Consider the following 17,682-nt stretch of genomic DNA (forward strand, 5'->3'; position numbering starts at 1 on the left):
TGAAACTCGGTATGTTGTTTAAGAACTGATCAACATGGGGCTACCATGTCTTCTCACCGAATTAAGCAACAAAGCCGCAGAACGTGTGAAGAAACTCATCAAAGATAAAAGTATCAGTGAGCAGCAATACGATGACGCCATTGCTGCGCACGCCGCAGCGATTGCTTCGGTAGAAGAGGCGAAAGCGACGCTGGTTTCAGCAAGGCTCGATCTTGAATTTAGCTCTGTGCGTGCTCCTTTCTCTGGCCGCGTGGGTTTCAGCAACTTCCGAGTGGGTGACCGTATTTCGAAAATTCAACTCGTTCCTCTTGTTTCGATCACTCAAATCGACCCAATTCGCTTTGGCTTTGATGTGGATGAGAAGCTCTACCGCCGCGTAAGAAGTGCCATTGATGTGGCTCATCGTAACGATGACAAACTGGATGTTGATTTAACACTGACGCTTTCAGACGGTTCATTGTATCCGCTTGATGGCAAGATCTACGCCGTTGGCAACAAGATCGATTTAGAAACAGGCTCAATTCGAGCAGAAGCACAATTCGATAACCCAACTTACGCGCTTATGCCGGGTGAATATGGCAACTTGACCATCAAGCTGCGCAACAAAACCATTGATGGTTTGCTTATCCCATCGGCGGCTGTTCAACAAGACCAAGCGGGTGACTACGTCATGGTGGTTGGTGATGATCACGTGGTGTCTCGTCGTAACGTTGAACTCGGTCAGACCTACGGTGTGAAACGTGCTGTGCTGACTGGCTTGGCGGCTAACGAAAAAGTCATCGTCAATGGTCTACAAAAAGTGCGTCCGGGTGCAACGGTGAAAGACGTTGAACTACAGAGTGAACAAGGCTGAGTGAGTACTGATGTTAAGTAAATTTTTCATTCACCGGCCGAAGTTTGCTTTGGTGATCTCACTGGCGATGACATTGATGGGTATGATCGCCCTGAAAGTCTTGCCAATTTCTGAGTATCCTCAAATCTCTCCAACGGTAATTACGGTGAGCACCATGTATCCGGGTGCAAACGCGGACGTGGTTAAAAAGACGGTAGCACAACCGATAGAAGCCAAAGTCAACGGCGTTGAAGACATGATTTACATGTCTTCTGTGATTGGTAACGATGGCTCATACACATTGCGTATTTACTTCCGAGTGGGCGCAGATGGCGATATGGCGCAGGTTCGTGTGAACAACTTGGTGGCACAGGCGACGTCGTCTCTACCACAAGAAGTAAACCAAATCGGTGTGACGGTTAAGAAGAAATCTTCCGACATGCTGGGCGTTATCACACTGCGTTCCCCGAAACAGTCTTACGACAGTATCTACCTTTCTAACTACGCGGATCTCAATATCGTTGAGCGTCTAAAACGTATCGAAGGTATGAGTGACATTACGCTGCTGGGTAAGAAAGACTACTCAATGCGTATTTGGTTGAACCCAAATAAATTGGCCACCTTGAAGCTTTCTGCTAGCGATGTTATCGGCGCAATTAAAACGCAAAACATCCAAGTGGCGGCGGGTAAGATCGGTGGTATGCCAGCTCCGGGTGACCAGCAATATCAATATGTTTTGCAAACCAAAGGCCGCCTTACTTCTGCGGAAGAGTTCGAGAACATCATCATCCGTGCGAGCAAGAAAGGTTCTTTGATTCGCTTGAAAGATGTGGCTCGTGTCGAAGTTGGCGCACAAGGCTACGAAGCTGATGGTCGTATGAATAACGAACCAGCCGCCGTTCTGGCCTTGTACCAGTTGCCGACAGCGAACGCGCTAGACGTGATGGAACGCGTGAAAGAGGCCATGAAAGAGTACGAGAAATCGTTCCCAGATGATTTGGTCTACGACATCGCGTATGACTCTACCGAATACGTAGAGACGTCGATTGATGAAGTGTACGAGACGCTGGTGATTGCGGTACTTCTTGTAACCTTCGTTGTGTACGTTTTCTTGCAGAACTGGCGAGCGACCATCATTCCAACCTTAGCGATTCCGGTTTCCATCATTGCGACGTTCGCAATCATGGGCGTGATGGGCATGACCATTAACACGATCTCGTTGTTTGGCTTGATCCTCGCCATCGGTATCGTGGTGGACGATGCGATCATCGTGGTAGAGAACGTGGAACGGGTTATCCATGAAGAGCATTTAGACCCGATTCCGGCCACTATCCAAGCTATGAAAGAAGTGACGGGGCCAGTATTGGCAACAACGCTTATTTTGTTGGCGGTATTCGTACCGGTTGCGCTATTGCCGGGTATTTCTGGTCGAATGTTCAACCAGTTCGCGGTCACCATCTGTGTGTCGGTGCTGATCTCTGCGATCAACGCATTAACGTTAACGCCAGCGCTTTGTGCGTTGATGTTGAAATCAACTCACTCACAACCTATTGCGCCTTTGCGTGCGTTTAACCGAGGTTTTGAAGCAATAACGCGCAAATACCAAGGTTTAGTTGGCTTCTTGAGCCGCCGCATTGTGCTGAGTATCGGTGTTTATGGCGCGCTTATTGCGGTGCTGGCATTTGCGTTCATGACCGTACCTTCATCTTTCGTACCAAACGAAGATAAAGGCGTGTTCATGGTCGAAATGCGTTTGCCAGACGCAGCAGCATTGCAGCGTACTGCACCATTAATGAAGAAGTACGTTGATGAGCTAAAACAGATGGAAGGTGTGGAGAACGTGGTTTCGGTTGCGGGCTTCTCGGTAATTAACATGGCGTCGATTCCAAACTCGGGCATGTTGATCATCAAACTGGATAACTGGAGCAAACGTAAAGACCCTGAGCTACACCAACGTGCGTTGATGAACAAAGTTAACCAAATGCTGAACTCAACGCCAGATGCCGCTTCGTTCGTTTTCGCGACGCCGGCAATCAAAGGCATGGGTGCGGTGGATGGTTTCAACCTTGTGCTGCAAGACAACTTGGGCCGTTCTCCACAAGAGTTGGCAAAAACAACCGCTGATTTTGTTGCCCAAATCAACCAACTGCCTGAAGTGGCGCGTGCGTTCTCGATTTTCCGTGCGAACATTCCGCAACGTTACATCGATATTGACCGCGATAAAGCGATTTCGATGGGCGTACCGTTGAATGAAATCTTCAGCACACTGCAAGCACAGTTGGGCGGTGCATACATTTCTGACTTCAACTTGTTTGGTCGTTCGTACCAAGTGAAAGTGCAAGCAGAAGAGCAATACCGTGACAACATCGACGACATCGACCATCTGTTTGTTCGCTCAAGCTCTGGAAAAATGGTGTCACTGGCAACGCTAGTGAAAGTGAAGCCGATCTTCGGCCCTGATACCTTATCGAACTACAACATGTTCAGTTCTGCAACCGTGAACGGTGCGCCAGCGCCAGGTTACAGCTCGGGTGATGTTGTAAAGGCCATTGAAAAACTGGCTGCGGAATCTTTGCCAAGTGGTTACTCGTACGAGTGGTCAGGCATGACTTACCAAGAGATGAAAGCAGGCAACATGGCGCCAATCGCGTTCGCATTGTCTTTGCTATTCACCTACTTGTTCTTGGTGGCTCAGTACGAAAGTTGGACTATTCCTGCTGCGGTAATGATGGCGGTTCCAGTCGCGATTCTCGGCGCAATGGGCACGCTACTGCTGGTGGGACAACCGTTCGATTTGTACGTGCAGATTGGTGTGGTCATCTTGATCGGTATGTCCGCCAAAGTGGCGATTCTTATCGTGGAATTTGCCAAAGTTCTGCGAGAAGAAAAGGGCTTATCAATCATTGATGCTGCCAAAGAAGCTGCTCGAATCCGTTTCCGTGCAGTACAGATGACTGCGTTCGCCTTCATCTGGGGGGTATTCCCGTTGGTGATTGCATCGGGTGCCGGTGCGGCATCTCGTCACTCACTGGGCTTTGCGGTATTCGGTGGCATGATTCTCTCTACGTTTGTAGGCACGTTGCTGACGCCGGTGTTCTTCGTGATGATGCAATCTCTGCGCGAGAAGTTTAAGCGAAAGAAACCCACTGAACTTGAGGTGAGCGAGCAATAACGCTGATTTCAACTGACTGACTCCACAACACCCCCACGCTGTGTGCGATTGGCCAATGCCTTTCATTGATATACAACCACCGTCGCAGCGTGGGTTCCCCAAACAATAATAGGTTTTAGCATGAAAAATCTTTCAAAAATCGTCGTAGCGAGCTCTCTACTGACGTGTGCTGCTGCGCAAGCGGGTGGGTTATACCTTTACGAAACAACTGCATCGGATATTGGTTTGGCATCCGCTGGTATGGCGGCTCGTGCGCAAGATGCCTCAGTAATGGCAGCAAACCCGGCTGGTCTGGCGAATGTTTCTGGTAAATCTTTCTCTGGTAACCTGATTGGCCTTTACGGTGACGCGCAACTAGACACGATGACTGGCGATGCGGGCAACGTGATTGGTTTTGTTCCTATGGCGTCGGCATTTTACAGCCAACAAGTAAACGACAAATGGACGCTGGGTATTGGTCTGTATGGCAACTACGGCCTTGGCCTCGAGTACGAAGGTCTTTTGGATAATCATTTAGATATTCCTACAGCAACGACGCAAGCCTTAACCATTCAACCTTCCGCTTCTTACCGCATCAATGATCACTGGTCTGTGGGTGCGGCGCTTGGTATTCAGTACGGTATGTATGAAGTGGAAACGAAGGGAGTCTTGAACTTCAATGACGAAGACCAAGATACTCAGGTCAACGGCCGAGTAGGTGTGCTTTATGAGGCAACATCAGGCACGCGTCTTGGTCTGTCTTACTCTTCTGAAGCCGAATTTGAATTCGACAAGAGTAACTCCATTGCTCCACAACAACTGATCTTCAGTGCTTACCACGAAGTGAATGATGACCTAGCGGTGATGTGGAACGTGAACTGGCAAGACTGGAGCGAATACACAACCACGCTGAACGTAGAGACACAAGACACTTACCAAATCGCATTAGGTACTCAGTACAAACTGAATGAAAAAATGATGTGGAATGCAGGTTTTGCATTCGATACCAGCATGTATGAAAGTCAATCAAACGGTGACATTACCGTTCCTACTGGCAAGGCGTACCGCATTGGTACAGGCATTGATTACAAATTGGATTCAGAAAACTCAATTGGTTTCGCGTTGGAAGCGATCTTGATGGAATCGTCGGAAACGCCACGCTTACAAGCTGGCTTTGATGAGCCTGCGCTGTACTTCATGAGCATGAGCCACAACTGGAAAAACTAATCATTCCTAATCGCTAAAACGCCTTCCTTACAGGCCATTCTACCCTAACTACCTGCACTGGATGCTGTCACGCCATCTAAGGTAGTTAGGGCGCTTTTGTCACATCCAGTGAGTGATGATTCAAAAAATATCTGCGCAGCTAAGTGCGGGTATTCAACATCTCAAAGGACTAAAAAATGAAAAACAAACTAGCGTTAGTGTGTACGACTTTGTTGGTCAGTACGCTGGCTCATGGTGCCGAGCATCGAGTAAAAGACAATAAAAACAAGTTGGCGGATGACCCAACAAAAGTCATCACGAAATTTGGCGCGTCTTACGCAAACAACTACGATTTTGATGATCAAAACATCTCATTCTCGGGCTCACTTGCGCTTGACCAAGCGCGCAAAATTAACCTGCGTATCAATGATGATGCGAGCGAGTGGCGTATTGGTGGCTCGTGGTTGTTTCCGGTCGGTATCGTGAACTTCAACTTCGGTAAAAATGAATACGTAAACGGCGCGGATCAAACCAACTACAGCGTTGGTACCTTTATGCCGCTAAGTTATTTCGGGATTGAGCCAGCAGGCTTCCAAATTTTCCCAATGGCAGGCTATACGTACAACACTGGTGATGTTCCTGTTTGTGACGGTGCAGAAAGTAGCCACTGTAGCGAGCCTAACTTTACGGGCACTCCAAGTGCAGAGAATGGCTTCAATATGATGAGCTCTTCAGGCAGCAGCGGTTACGTTGGTGCATTTGCGCTGAAATCGTTTACCAAAGAACTGACGTTAATCAGCTTCGCTGCAGGCACTTACGGCTCAGAAAACAGTGAAGGAGAGAACTACAAAGGCTTCTTTGGTGGTATCGGCCTTGGTTACCTTGTGAACAAACGCCACTCTTTTAACGTAATGACGTTTGTCATGGACAACAACACCTATTTGGATGAAGCAGACAAGCGCATCGTATTATCATATCAATATCAATTTGAATAAATAAAAACGCAGCCCAAACAGCTGCGTTTTTACTTTGATAGAATGAACTAGTGAATTGAGTTGTTTTCTTCGATCTTTTTCTGGTACTGGTGTTTTAATATATACATGCGCTTAACATCGCTGTAAGCGCCGTTAATAAAGTATTCTTCTACAAGGTGACCTTCTTCGATAAAGCCGCACTTTTTGTATAAGTGAATAGCGACTTCGTTATCCACTGCGACTAATAAGTAGATTTTACGTAGATTAAGAATTGAGAATGAGTAATCTAACGCACGATTAATCATCTCTGTCGCATAACCTCGGCCTTGATGCTCTGGGGCGATGATTATCTGAAATTCCGCGCTGCGGTGAATGTAGTTAATCTCGATCAGCTCAACTAAGCCAATTACGATGCCGTCTTCATCTTCGACGACAAAACGTCTTTCAGCGTCATCATGTATATGTTTTCGATAAAGTTCTTCGAGCTCGTCATAAGACTCGTAAGGTTCTTCGAACCAGTAGGCCATGATATTTCGGTTGTTATTCAGTTCATGAATAAAGCGCAAATCAGAACGCTCTAATGCACGCATTTTTAGGCCTTTCTTCATCATTTTTCTCCAATGAGGGCGGAGAATACCTCCGCACTTGATGCTAGAAAATATTACCGTATTTCACAAGAATCGCGCATCTTTTTTTGGAAAATATCCTGTGATTTTCAATGTGGAAACTTAGAGTTCACGACAAATATAAATTAATCTTTACGATAAAAAACTCGATTAGGTGCTTTGCCTAATATCGTATTAAATACCGCGCAACGACTTAGTGTCTTAATCTAAACAAACAAGGTATTCAATATGTTTTCAATCGGTGACGTAGTAGTAGCGACTAAAGGTATCGATCTTGGCGAAATGGTTGTTACAGGTTTAAGCAGTGGCGGTTTTTACACACATGTAAAAGCAGGCGAAAAAACACTAACTTACCCAGCTAAAGATCTTAAGAAAGCATAATTAAATTTGCTCATTCTTATTTTTAACTGGCTTAAAGTTCGTACTAGTTATTTTAAGCGGGTTAGAATCGATAAAAGGTAGCGCAATGAGTCGCTACCTTTTTTTATTTTTTCTACCTTTCTTCACCAATATGAAGCTCAACGCGATTTCTTCCGGTTTCCTTTGCCTTGTAAAGTGCTAAGTCTGCGCGTTTAACAAGTGGTTCAAATGAGTCGTCGAGACGACAGACTTGAGTTACCCCAATACTCGCGGTGAAGCTCATATCACAACCTGAATGTTGAACGGTCGTCGTTTCTAGTGCATTACGAATCGTTTCTAATGTGTCTAGAGCTTGCTGTGATGAGCGACTTCTTAATACGATGGCAAACTCTTCACCACCAACTCTGGCAAGTAAGTCACAATCAAGTAGATGACTTTTAATAGTATTAACTGCATGGATCAGTGATTTATCGCCTGCGTCATGACCAAATCGGTCATTGAGGCTTTTAAAATTGTCGAGATCTAAAATAGCAACATGGAAGTCAATGCCCTGGGTTCGGTATTCATTTAGGCGGCTTTCGATTTGTCGCATGAACTCTCTGCGGTTTGGAATACCTGTTAGATCATCCGTCGTGGCGAGGTGCTCCATTTTCATAATCTGTATATGAAGGGCAATGTTCAAAGCAATCCAATTAGCGATGCACTGAAGCTGTGCCGCTTGTTCGTTTGTGTAAATGTGCGTTTGATGATGCGCAACATTAAGCGTTCCTAGGCAGACTTTACCGTGCATTAAAGGCGCGTCCATACACGTACCCATACCATTGGATGCGAGCATCACACAATCGATCTCATCAGATTGCGTAACATCGTCGCAGATCATCAGTTGTTGCTTTTTGAACACTCGGCCAACAAACGCTTGATGAATGGGCACTAAAAATTCAGCGGGAATCGCTTTACTACCAGAGAAAGAGTAGACCTTTAAATGATCATTGTTTTCATAAAGTGTGATACTCGCACGGTCAGAATTAAATATACGATTTATCCATTCTGCCACCGTATCAAGTACTTGCTGTAGTGTTTCCGATTGAGCTAAAAAGTGAACAAACCCTATCGGCATACATATCGGACTTTCCATGTTTTGCATCGATAAGTCATCAGGGTTAAAAGTTCTTTCAAGTCTCAATAGACATCTCCTTGGCAATGTTGCAAATACCAACAATAAATTACGTGAAGCTATTTTGTAGAAAATGTGCTTCTTGGTAAGAGTATGGTTTAATTATCGCCGTTTGTGTGCATTTGGTTGCTTAATGTGGGCGTTAACTCACCCTAAATAAGTAAATCTTATACCTATTTATAAGTAAGTCATTACTCAATAAGTGGTGTTTTTAAGATGGAAGTACAGAATGAGCCCTTCTGGAATAGAAGGGCTAGAAAAGGATACAAATAGGGTCAGGTGAGTGGTGACTTAATTGTCTTTGTACTTTTGTAAAATCAACTGACTTATCTGCGCAACGAGTTGGTCCCTAGCTTGAAGTGAGAGCTCGGTTTCTGTGACATAAATACTAATGTAAACAGGTCGATGATTTTCCTTCCATATAATCGCGTTAATGCCACGCGAACCATGACCTCCCGCACCAGAACGGTCTGCAATAGACCAACCTGTTGGTAATACAGAACGCATTAACGAGTCTGAAACTTTGTTGTCCTGCATCCAGATTTTTAATTGTACACGAGACTCATAAGACAACGTTTCGCCTTCGACCAAAGTTCGAAGAGTGTTTAGTATGGCGTTAGGTGTGGTTGTGTCGCGGCTGTCGCCTGGTGTGGCTTCGTTCAAGCGAGGTTCTATTCTGTCTAGGCGCGTTGCTTTATCTCCAATTGTTCGCAGAAACATTGTTACGGCCTTAGGGCCGCCAATTTCATTTAATACTAAGTTGGCTGCGGTATTATCACTCATTAACATAGCGGCTTCACACGCGTGCTCTATGCGTGTGTTTTGGCCTGCGAGCTTATCCATCACTGGAGACCATACAACGATACTGCGCTCATCGACTTTTGCGGTCGCATTTTTACTTAGCTTACCGCTGTCCATATCACTTAGCATTTTGGCACAAGCTAGGGTTTTGAATGTGCTCATGAGTGGGAAGCGTTCATCGCCACGGTAATCCCAACGCTCGTCTGCTTGGGTATCCCAAACTGACACCCCAATTCTGCTTGAGGTTTGTTGCTCGAGGAGAGAAATGTCCTCATTCAGTTGGGACGCGTAACTTAGGGTTGAGCAAACCATTAGCCCAGCCAACAAAAATAACTTTTTCATGGATCGTGTTCTTCAATTTTAGTTTTAGTTCGCACGGTAGCGATGTCACGTAAACTATAACGAGCCAATACTCTAAACACTGTTAAATCTATGTCTATTTTATGTAGGATTCTTTGCAATACGCTTAAACGGTCTCAATATGGGGAGAAGAGTGTTGCTATCAAGGCCTGTAGTTTGGCTTATATATTACGTCGGTGATTCGGTCACAAAAATATCTTAGCGAGAGACACTGGCTCAGAATTTCTTATCATGAGCTAACGAATAGTTTGATCCAGAAATAAAAGGAGCTGAATCATCAGCTCCTTTGTCTATTTGGATAATTACTTACAGTTCAATCTTTTTAACCATGCCCGATTCTGCATGGCCCGGGATGTTACAAGCGAACTCAACCTTGTTGTCTCCGTGGAAATGCCACAACAGCTGCTTCGCTTTACCCGGTTCTACCGTCACAGAGTTGCCCGAGTCGTGCATATGATCACCACTCATTGTCTTCATCATTTCGCGATGTTCTAGCTGCTCTTTAGCCGAACCAATCGTAAACTCGTGGTTGATCTTACCTGTGTTCATGACTACAAACTGCACCACATCGTTTGGCTCAATCTTAACGTCTTTTTTGAACTTGATGCTCATGTCATCACCCAAGATAACGTGTACCACCTTGTCTGGCTTTGCCCCTTTTGCTGGCATACCTACTGCCGACATGCCCGGCATATCCATCATGTTTGAATGGTCCATTTTACTGTGGTCCATCTTCATGCTGCCGTGGTCCATATTTTCATGCTTCATGTTGCTATGATCCATGTTCGCGTGGTCCATGTTTGAATGATCCATTTGGGCAAACGCAGTCGTTGTTGTTAGGGCTAGAGCAAGAGTGATTAGTGTCTTTTTCATTTTTATATCCTTGTTTTAATTCATTAATAACTTGGTTGCTTCCCCTCAAACGAATTGATTGAGGGGAAGGTAGGGATTAAGCCTTGTTGTTTACATCACTAGCTTGAGTGCTAGCTTGGTGATTAGTCGCATTGCTAGGACGCAACTCACGTTGTTTCCACAGCTTGAAGATGGCTGGAAGCACCAACAGCGTCAGCAGCAGTGCCGATGCCATACCGCCAATCATTGGTGCAGCGATACGTTGCATCACTTCTGACCCTGTACCTTCGCCGTACATGATCGGAATCAGACCAATAATGACCGTCAGTACCGTCATCATTACTGGGCGAACACGCAGGCCTGCACCTTCACGAATGGCATCGGTTAGGTCTTTCGCCTCAAGCTTCTGTTGGCTCTCTTCCGCATCTAGCTTCTTGTAGTGCCATGCTTGGTTGAGGTAGACGAGCATGATGACCCCAATCTCAACCGCGACGCCTGCTAGGGCAATAAAGCCGACCCCAACGGCAATCGAGAAGTTGTAGTTGAGGATATGCATGAGCCACAAACCACCGACCATAGCGAGGGGTAGGGTAAGCATGATGATCATCACTTCACCGACACGACGGAAGCTGAAGTAAAGCAGCAGCATAATGATAGCGATGGTGATTGGTACCACGACACTCAAGCGGTCTTTCGCACGCTCCATGTATTCGTATTGACCAGACCAAGCCAGCGAGTAACCCGCAGGAAGTTCCAATTGATCAGCAACAACCTGTTGCGCTTCCACGACGTAAGAGCCAAGGTCACGACCATCGATGTCGACAAATACCCAGCCGTTTGGACGTGCGTTTTCTGTCTTGATCATTGGAGGACCATCTTCGTAACGAATGTCCGCTACGTCAGCCAGCGCAATACGAGCGCCATTTGGTGTCACCAATGGTAGGTTTTGCAGTTTAACCACTGAATCTCGGTAGTCTTGTGGGTAACGAACGTTGATTGGGTAACGCTCCAAGCCTTCGATGGTTTCACCCACATTCATGCCACCCACTGCAGTGGAGATCACTTGCTGAACGTCTTTGATGCTTAAGCCATAACGCGCTGCGGCACGACGTTTAATGTCGATCGTGACATAACGACCACCTGCTACACGTTCTGCGTAAACCGATGCCGTGCCTTGTACGCCATTAAGAATTGGCTCTAGCTGAGAACCGATCTTCTCAATCACTTTCAGATCAGGTCCGGCGATCTTAATACCGATGGGGGTTTTGATACCCGTTGCCAACATGTCGATACGCGTTTTGATCGGCATTACCCAAGCGTTAGTAAGACCAGGGAACTGAACCAGCTTGTCGAACTCTTTGCGCAGTGACTCGGTTGTTACCCCTTCACGCCATTGATCGCGTGGCTTCAACTGAATCACGGTTTCAATCATGGTGAGTGGCGCTGGATCGGTTGCGGTCTCAGCTCGGCCAATTTTGCCCCATACGGTTTTCACTTCTGGAACGGTTTTGATCAGTTTGTTGGTTTGCTGTAGAAGCTCACGCGCCTTACCAATTGAGATACCCGGATAGGTCGTTGGCATGTACATCAAGTCGCCTTCATCCAGCGGCGGGATGAACTCGCTACCCAGTTTACTGGTTGGGTAGTAAGCCGATGCCATTAGACCTAATGCGATAACAATCATGGTCTTAGGGTATTTTAAGCTGGTGTTCAACAACGGGCGGTACAACGCGACCAAGCCGCGGTTAACAGGGTTTTTGTGTTCCGGTAACACCTTACCGCGAATGAAGTAGCCCATAAGTACAGGCACGAGCGTGATTGCCAAACCTGCTGCCGCTGCCATGGCGTAAGTCTTAGTGAACGCAAGCGGCGAGAACATTTTGCCTTCTTGGCCTTCTAAGGCGAACACCGGTACGAAGCTAAGAGTGATGATCAGCAACGAGAAGAACAGCGGTGCGCCGACCTCTTCTGCGGCTTTGCCAATTACTTGCCAGCGGTTTTTGTCGGTCAGTGGCGTTCGTTCAATGTGCTTGTGAACGTTTTCAATCATCACGATTGCACCATCCACCATGGCACCGATGGCAATCGCAATACCACCCAAAGACATGATGTTGGCGTTGATGCCTTGCCAATGCATTACGATAAACGCACTAAGAATACCAACCGGTAGGCTCAGAGCGATAACCAACGAAGAACGAATGTGGAACAGGAACAACGCACACACAATCGCGACGACGATGAACTCTTCTGCGAGCTTTTTCCATAGGTTTTCTACCGCTGAATCGATAAGGGTAGAGCGGTCGTAGGTTGCAACAATTTCCACGCCTTCTGGTAGGCTGCGTTGCAGGTCGGCGAGTTTGTCTTTGACTTTCGCAATCACTTCACTCGCGTTCTCGCCAAAGCGCATTACGATAACGCCACCCACTGCTTCACCTTCGCCATTCAACTCTGAGATACCTCGTCGCATTTGTGGACCAAGGTTAATGTCTGCGATGTCTCCTAATAGCAACGGCGTGCCTTTCTCGGTGACTTTTAGCGGCAGTGATTTTATGTCTTCAATGCTGGTTAGGTAACCCGTGGTACGAACCATGTGTTCGGCTTCGGCCACTTCGATAACGGACGCGCCGGTCTCTTGGTTACCGTTTTGGATTGCCATGTTCACTTGTTGCAGAGTGAGGTTGTAAGCACGAAGCTTGGCAGGATCAACCTGCACTTGATACTGCTTCACCATACCGCCCACGGTAGCGACTTCAGAAACGCCATCAACGGTTTGCAATTCGTACTTCAAGAACCAGTCTTGCAGGCTGCGAAGATCCGCCAAATCATGCTTGCCGGTTTTGTCTTGTAATACGTAGCTGTAAACCCAGCCCACGCCCGTTGCATCAGGACCTAGGGTTGGTTTTGCGTTCGGTGGCAGCTTGGGTGCTACTTGGCTTAAGTACTCCAACACGCGTGAACGTGCCCAGTACATGTCGGTATCATCGTTGAAAATGATATAAACGTAAGAGTCACCAAAGAAAGAGTAGCCACGAACCGTCTCAGCACCCGGCACGGCAAGCATGGCGGTGGTGAGCGGGTAAGTAACTTGATCCTCGACGACTTGAGGAGCTTGCCCCGGATAGCTTGTCTTGATGATCACTTGCACATCAGAAAGATCCGGAATCGCATCAACAGGCGTATTCTTTACACTGTAAAGTCCGCCTAATATAAGGGCTAAGGTCGCGACCAACACTAGGAATCGGTTGCTCAGTGACCAACGAATAATAGCATTGATCATAATTAACCCTCGACGGCTGCTGTTGCAGGAACTAGCTGTTTAAGAACGTAGTCAGAACCTTGTTTTTCAACTAGAAATCGAACTTTCTGTCCTTCTTCAAAACCCGATAGATCAACATCTTCACCCACAGAGAAGTTCATCTCGCCAGCATCCCAGTTCCATTCTGCAACCGGTAGGTGGTTTAAGGTGATCATGCCAAAATCAGCCATCAGCATCGTGATGTCACCAGTTAGCCAAACTTCTGCTGCAATGACGCTGTTGTCTGCCCTATAGTCAACGATTTGGTACTGACCGGACTCCGTCTTTTGCATTTCAAATTCGATAGCCTGACCTTTTTTCAAGTCACCCATCTCAACGCCATCTGCAAAAGTGAAGTTCATTACCATGCCCGGCCAATCCCATTCTGGTACAGGCTGGTGGTTGATGGTCAGCATGCGGTGATCTTTCATTACGTCTGTGATCTCACCTTTGGCCCATGCTGTTTCCGCCGCTGCTTCTACACCATTGATGCGAGACAGATCCGCCGACTGGCTTGATTCAGAGTCGAGCATGAAGTGAGATGAAGTAACGATCTTGTCGCCTTTTTTAAGTCCTTGTAATACTTCGATTTGTTCGCCAGCTTCGCGGCCAACTTCAATTCGAGCAGAACGGTATTTGCCATCACCTTCCGCCAGAACAACGCGAGTCATACCGCCAGAGCGGATAACAGATGATTTAGGAATCGTTAATACTGCGTCGTCAGTGACAGGCTGCAAGGCAATATTGGCGAACATGTTTGGCTTCAATGCGCCATCTGGGTTAGGGAATTTAAGGCGCACACGCAACGTACGTGTTTTCGGATCAAGGATTGGGTACACGTAATCGACAACACCTTGCCATTCATTGCCCGGAATCGCGTCAAGGGTCATCGTGGCTTGAGAACCCGCTTTCATCCAGTGCGCTTGACGCTCAAAGACTTCTGCATCAACCCAAACATTGTCCAAAGGACCTGCACTGATCACCGCTTGAGCAGGGGATAAATAGCCACCTTCACGCACGTTTAAGCTCGCGATAACGCCATCAGCAGGCGCTTTGATTTCAATGGTTTGCGATGCTTTACCGCTACGAGTAATGGATTTGATTTGAGCGCGGTCAACCCCAAGCGTTACCAAGCGTTCGGTCGCGCCTTTTACAAGACCTTTGCGGCCAGTGCGGTACGCATTTAGCAATTCTTCTTGTGCTTTAACCAGTTCAGGAGAGTAGAGCGTGAAAAGCACATCGCCTTTCTTCACTTTCTCACCGACGGCATTGATGTAGAGTTTTTCTACCCAACCCGCCACACGAACGTTGGTTTGCCATAACAGACTTTCATCAAAGGCAATATAGCCAACCGTTTCGATGCGTGGTGATAGCTGTTGTAGTGTCGCGTTTGCGGTTTTAACCCCGAGGTTGTTTTCTACTGAAGGGTCAATAGTCACTGTACCCGGTGCGTCTTGTTCACCGGATAGGTCTTCTGCGTAAACCGGAATCAAATCCATGCCCATTGGGGATTTACCCGGCTTGTCGCGTTTGTAGTTCGGATCCATTGGGGCAACCCAGTAAAGCGGATCATTAGAGCTTGCAGTAGGTTCGCCACCCATCGCACTCATGTCGTGAGCCGAACCCGTAAGAAAATGATTAGCACCAAACCCTAAAGCACCACCAACAATCAGCGCGATGGTTGCAATTTTTAATGTTTTCATTGTATTACCTTATTTTCCCCTTCACATTTGACGCTACAGCGTTGTTGCCTGCTCTCGTTCACCCAAATCACATAGCAGATCTATGCTCATGGGATTCTCTCGTTTGCCGCCTAGCTGCAGCCCCAACTGTCTTGGGGAATCACAAATTAATATGTCGAAATAGAGCGAGCTTCCGGTGAAGCCACTTGGTAGTCGAAACCACCGAGTAGGGTGGCTAAATTGCTGTTTGCGATGTTGAGATCGGTCAGCAGACGTTGTTGCTCTAATTGCAGAGCCAACTCGTCAGTCGTGGCAGAAATCACATCGTTAAACTGCGCTGTGTTGTTTTGATAACCCCGCTCAACGGCTTGAATGCGCGCTTTCGCTTGAGGCAATAAGGTGGATTGATAACGTTCTAAACGCTGGGTTAAGTTGCCGCGATCAACCAGCAAAGTGTTCACCTTGGCATTCATCTGCGTTAGTAAGGTGTCTTTTTGTGATTGTGCCGCGCCAACTTGGTATTGAGCGGCAGCAAGATTGCGATCTTGGCGGTCACCCGTAAACAACGGAATGTCCATGGTTAGGTAAGCGCTGACCAAGTCTGATGCTGGCTCACCCATCATGTTGTCGGCTTGGCGGTAGGCGTACATTACTTCGACGCCAAATTGTGGGTTGTAGGCTTGCTCAGCAATTTCCACCTGAGTTTTATTGGCAGAGATGCTGACGTCGGCCATCTTAACCATCGGGTGTTGGCTGAGTTGTTGATAATGCTTGGTGGAACCCTGACTAGCAGCAAGTTTGCCGTTCAGTGTGTCCCAATTAAGTTGGTTGCTCGCGTGCAGAGCCTGTTCATTCGCCAACCAATCTGAACCCAACCATTCGGAGAGTTGAGAGATAAGACGACGTTGCATTTGTGCATTGGCTTGCAGTTTCTCATCCAACTTGCTGACTTGTAATTGAGCGTTGAGTAGGTCTTGCGCTTCACTCTTACCAATCGAATAGTTGGTTTGAATAAAGCTTTCCATCTCCTTCATCAACTTGCGGTTCTCAAGCATGATTTGCTCCGCGCGTTGCTGGTAACCAAGCTCTAACCAAAGTTGAGTCATGCTGTTGGCTACCTCAAGCTCACGAGCATGCACTTGAAGCCCAAGGCCGTCAGCTTGTTGATTGGCTTTCTTCTGCTGTAAATCAAGCGTCGACCCACGCTCAAATTGTTGCATTAAACCAACGGAGATATTGGTCATTGGGTCTTCATCGAATTTGAAGCTGTCGACAGGCAAGCCACCAAAACCCACTTTCAGTTTTGGGTCCATCAAGGTCGCGCTCGCGACGCCCGTTTCACGCATGGCAGCAGATTGCGCAGAGTATTGCTTACGATTGCCATCGTTACTCAAAGCGACGTTGATCAGTTGGGCAAGCTTGGTCGTTGAAGCTCGCTCACTTGATGCGGAATTTTGCGCTGCGTGTGTCTCTTTACCAGCGGCGTTAACCAAGGTTGGCGCAGCGACCAGAGCCACCATAAAAATAGGTGCAGCTAAGCGGTATGGTTTGATATCCATAATCTAAATCCAGTGTTCGCCGGATCGATGGAGGTGCGGATTTTATTGCGGGAACAGTAAAGCCTTGTTACCTCATCGCTCAGGCGCATTAAAACAACCTGCGATACACGCGCAGGGTCGAATGCTAGGACGGATTTAGGCTATAGGAGGTCGGTATAGGTCGCGGCTGACGTGTACGACTGGGGAAGCAACTTCAGGAGTAATAGTTGCGCGATAGACGACGGGCATTGGGCTATTGATAGGATTCGGTAGGGGGACGAAAACTATCGTACACGCGGCAGTACAGCAGGTATGAACCATGCCGGAGCCTCCACCACAGTTCATGCTGGTTTCTCTTGCATCGCCATCTTCGGACATAGAAGCGTCTGTCATGGAGACGTCCATCATGCCAGGCATACCGCAGTGTTCGCTGTCACTCATCATAGAAGGATGGTGAGCCATGCCAATAGACATCATTTGAATATTCATCAACGGCTCACTGTTCGCCACACTAGATACCAATAGCACTAGCGTCGTGAAGAGAGTTAACCAGATTGTATGCAGCGATTTTAAGTGCATACCCTTTCCCATGTGTTTGATGAAAATGATGAAAACCCTTCGATTCTAAAGGTTAACCTAAGGGTAAGGTCAATCATTTATTACTCTTATTATCAAAATAGTCCAACCCTTCTGTTTTCGCACTTAAACGTTTGTTAAACACCGAGTGTTGAAAGTTAGCGAAAGAAGCTCTCGCTTTTTATGACACGTGAAAAATGTGGTTTATAAGTTTTACATCACACTAACTTGTCTTACAAATGATTATCCTTATAA

The 17,682-nt window shown here is 46.9% G+C and carries 12 protein-coding genes and 1 pseudogene; 5 read left to right on the forward strand and 8 right to left on the reverse strand.

Annotation, left to right across the window (positions count from 1 at the left end; translation table 11 throughout):
- Positions 1-64: 64 nt before the first annotated feature.
- From vmeP to R8O10_RS11125, 4 genes and pseudogenes are all read left to right on the forward strand, one after another.
- Positions 65-853 (forward strand): annotated as a pseudogene (gene vmeP, locus R8O10_RS11110) (efflux RND transporter periplasmic adaptor subunit VmeP); the annotation flags it as partial.
- 10 nt (positions 854-863) lie between these two features.
- A complete protein-coding gene (gene vmeQ, locus R8O10_RS11115) occupies positions 864-4,004 on the forward strand; it encodes an efflux RND transporter permease subunit VmeQ (RefSeq protein ID WP_005459706.1) in 3,141 nt (1,046 codons plus the stop codon).
- Positions 4,005-4,124: 120 nt separating this feature from the next.
- The gene (locus R8O10_RS11120) at positions 4,125-5,210 is read left to right on the forward strand and encodes an OmpP1/FadL family transporter (protein ID WP_318191398.1); all 1,086 of its coding nucleotides are present in this window, start codon (positions 4,125-4,127) and stop codon (positions 5,208-5,210) included.
- Between the two features lie 176 nt (positions 5,211-5,386).
- Positions 5,387-6,184: a hypothetical protein gene (locus R8O10_RS11125; protein ID WP_213893310.1), complete on the forward strand. Its 798-nt coding sequence runs from the start codon at positions 5,387-5,389 to the stop codon at positions 6,182-6,184.
- 47 nt (positions 6,185-6,231) lie between these two features.
- On the opposite strand, the gene speG is transcribed toward R8O10_RS11125, so the two are convergent.
- Positions 6,232-6,771: a spermidine N1-acetyltransferase gene (speG, locus tag R8O10_RS11130; protein ID WP_005375417.1), complete on the reverse strand. Its 540-nt coding sequence runs from the start codon at positions 6,769-6,771 to the stop codon at positions 6,232-6,234.
- A 246-nt stretch (positions 6,772-7,017) separates the two neighbouring features.
- On the opposite strand from speG, the gene R8O10_RS11135 reads away from it, so the two are divergent.
- Complete coding sequence (locus tag R8O10_RS11135; RefSeq protein WP_005375418.1) at positions 7,018-7,170, forward strand: hypothetical protein; 153 nt, start codon at positions 7,018-7,020, stop codon at positions 7,168-7,170.
- A gap of 112 nt (positions 7,171-7,282) precedes the next feature.
- Here R8O10_RS11135 and R8O10_RS11140 read toward each other — a convergent pair whose 3' ends face one another.
- From R8O10_RS11140 to R8O10_RS11170, 7 genes are all read right to left on the reverse strand, one after another.
- Complete coding sequence (locus tag R8O10_RS11140; RefSeq protein WP_213915536.1) at positions 7,283-8,332, reverse strand: sensor domain-containing diguanylate cyclase; 1,050 nt, start codon at positions 8,330-8,332, stop codon at positions 7,283-7,285.
- 282 nt (positions 8,333-8,614) lie between these two features.
- On the reverse strand, positions 8,615-9,466 hold the full coding sequence (locus R8O10_RS11145) for a carbenicillin-hydrolyzing class A beta-lactamase CARB-42 (protein WP_005375420.1): 852 nt from the start codon (positions 9,464-9,466) through the stop codon (positions 8,615-8,617).
- A gap of 324 nt (positions 9,467-9,790) precedes the next feature.
- A complete protein-coding gene (copI, locus tag R8O10_RS11150; RefSeq protein ID WP_318191399.1) occupies positions 9,791-10,357 on the reverse strand; it encodes a copper-resistant cuproprotein CopI in 567 nt (188 codons plus the stop codon).
- Between the two features lie 76 nt (positions 10,358-10,433).
- Positions 10,434-13,613 (reverse strand): efflux RND transporter permease subunit, encoded by a 3,180-nt coding sequence (locus R8O10_RS11155; protein ID WP_318191400.1) that lies wholly within the window; start codon positions 13,611-13,613, stop codon positions 10,434-10,436.
- Positions 13,614-13,615: 2 nt separating this feature from the next.
- Positions 13,616-15,334 carry an efflux RND transporter periplasmic adaptor subunit gene (locus R8O10_RS11160; RefSeq protein WP_318191401.1) on the reverse strand — a complete coding sequence of 573 codons (1,719 nt, stop codon included), beginning with the start codon at positions 15,332-15,334 and terminating at the stop codon, positions 13,616-13,618.
- 146 nt (positions 15,335-15,480) lie between these two features.
- Entirely contained in the window at positions 15,481-16,872 is a 1,392-nt protein-coding gene (locus tag R8O10_RS11165) for a TolC family protein (RefSeq protein ID WP_065275409.1), read from the reverse strand.
- Between the two features lie 135 nt (positions 16,873-17,007).
- Complete coding sequence (locus R8O10_RS11170; RefSeq protein ID WP_205461304.1) at positions 17,008-17,430, reverse strand: hypothetical protein; 423 nt, start codon at positions 17,428-17,430, stop codon at positions 17,008-17,010.
- Positions 17,431-17,682: the final 252 nt, after the last annotated feature.

Origin of the sequence: Vibrio sp. 1727, from assembly GCF_033344415.1 — a bacterium.
Taxonomy (GTDB): domain Bacteria; phylum Pseudomonadota; class Gammaproteobacteria; order Enterobacterales; family Vibrionaceae; genus Vibrio; species Vibrio alginolyticus.

What these genes read in the sequence shown, in the direction of transcription:
- R8O10_RS11145 (WP_005375420.1), bottom strand. Translation starts at nt 9,466, where the DNA reads ATGAAAAAGTTATTTTTGTTGGCTGGGCTAATGGTTTGCTCAACCCTA.
- speG (WP_005375417.1), bottom strand. Translation starts at nt 6,771, where the DNA reads ATGAAGAAAGGCCTAAAAATGCGTGCATTAGAGCGTTCTGATTTGCGC.
- R8O10_RS11170 (WP_205461304.1), bottom strand. Translation starts at nt 17,430, where the DNA reads ATGCACTTAAAATCGCTGCATACAATCTGGTTAACTCTCTTCACGACG.
- R8O10_RS11120 (WP_318191398.1), top strand. Translation starts at nt 4,125, where the DNA reads ATGAAAAATCTTTCAAAAATCGTCGTAGCGAGCTCTCTACTGACGTGT.
- R8O10_RS11155 (WP_318191400.1), bottom strand. Translation starts at nt 13,613, where the DNA reads ATGATCAATGCTATTATTCGTTGGTCACTGAGCAACCGATTCCTAGTG.
- R8O10_RS11160 (WP_318191401.1), bottom strand. Translation starts at nt 15,334, where the DNA reads ATGAAAACATTAAAAATTGCAACCATCGCGCTGATTGTTGGTGGTGCT.
- R8O10_RS11135 (WP_005375418.1), top strand. Translation starts at nt 7,018, where the DNA reads ATGTTTTCAATCGGTGACGTAGTAGTAGCGACTAAAGGTATCGATCTT.
- copI (WP_318191399.1), bottom strand. Translation starts at nt 10,357, where the DNA reads ATGAAAAAGACACTAATCACTCTTGCTCTAGCCCTAACAACAACGACT.
- R8O10_RS11165 (WP_065275409.1), bottom strand. Translation starts at nt 16,872, where the DNA reads ATGGATATCAAACCATACCGCTTAGCTGCACCTATTTTTATGGTGGCT.
- vmeQ (WP_005459706.1), top strand. Translation starts at nt 864, where the DNA reads ATGTTAAGTAAATTTTTCATTCACCGGCCGAAGTTTGCTTTGGTGATC.
- R8O10_RS11125 (WP_213893310.1), top strand. Translation starts at nt 5,387, where the DNA reads ATGAAAAACAAACTAGCGTTAGTGTGTACGACTTTGTTGGTCAGTACG.